The organism is Shewanella sp. 11B5 (assembly GCF_002836795.1).
In the GTDB taxonomy this organism is placed as follows: Bacteria; Pseudomonadota; Gammaproteobacteria; order Enterobacterales; family Shewanellaceae; genus Shewanella; species Shewanella frigidimarina.
This window is the reverse complement of the sequence record NZ_PJAP01000153.1, coordinates 1-1,165: the sequence shown is the minus strand read 5'-3', so window position 1 is coordinate 1,165 and position 1,165 is coordinate 1. Positions and strand designations below refer to the sequence as shown.

Annotated in this window: 1 protein-coding gene; it reads left to right on the top strand. The window is 45.8% G+C overall.

The window, feature by feature from the left end:
- On the top strand, nucleotides 1–1,165 hold a 1,165-nt coding region (locus CXF78_RS01280; protein WP_180957015.1), incomplete at both ends, for an ankyrin repeat domain-containing protein.

Here is a 1,165-nt window from a genome sequence, read left to right as displayed (position 1 = left end):
TCTCGGCCATTATTTTATCCTCGGCGATTAACTCGTTATTCGCTGAAGAAAACAGCGATCCAATTCAACCGGCAACTACCATTCCACCGGCTACTGCAACCACGCCGGAGCCAGTCACGCCAGCTATCACAACTCCGGCAGTAACGTCGGCTGCACCAGTAACGCCAGTTATAGCAAACCCTGCAGTAACCCCGCCAGCGCCTAAACAAAGTGCGAAAAAACCGGCAATGGGTCACGATTACCAAAAAAATATGCCCAAGCTTGGCAAAGGTGATCCCAATTATCGTGGTGGGAAGGAGGTTGTATCTGATGCTCAACCCATAATCAACAATCCAGAGAGTCAATCAAAAGAGCCATCAATCATAGATAACCAGCGCAAAAGTGGTGCAGATGTAGGTTTTCCTGGCTACCGCGGCGAGGGAGACTCGGCTTACCCACAACATCAACAATATCAAAATCCGCCACGCTTTCCAGCTGAATCAATAGAGACTACTCCAGCTGATACGTCTCCAGTACAGACTAAACCAACCGAACAAAATAGTGATGTACAGACAAATAAACCATCGGTTGATGCTTCAGCAAATAAGGTCAAAACACGTGCGATCATTAACCAACAGCGCAAAGGAATACTTCATGCAGCCGCATTTGGCGACGAGCCAGCGGTAAAAGCATTACTCAAGCAAGGAGCAAGCCCAAATGCCAGAGCAAAAGACAGAATAGGGCGAACAGCATTAATGCTAGCGGCATTGAGTGGTCATGAAAACGTGGTTAATACACTGCTTAAACAAGGTGCCAGTGTGGATTTAAAAGATAGAACAGGCCATACCGCACTTAACTGGGCGGCAAATCGATCGCACCTAAATATAGTCACGTTATTACTCAACCATGGCGCTGATATTAATATCAAAGATAATGGTGGCACCTCTCCTTTGTTATATGCGGTTGCCACTAGCAATGTGGCAATGGTGAGTTTATTGCTTTCACATGGCGCTGAAACTGAGTTACAAAGCGCTGAAAGTAAGATGACGCCACTATTACTGGCCATTGAGCATAACGATATTGAATCTATTAGCCTTTTATTAGATAACGGAGCAGATGTTAATGGCACAAACAGTGATGATTTTTCGCCATTAATGGCTGCGGCAGAGCAAGGTCAGCTCAAGAT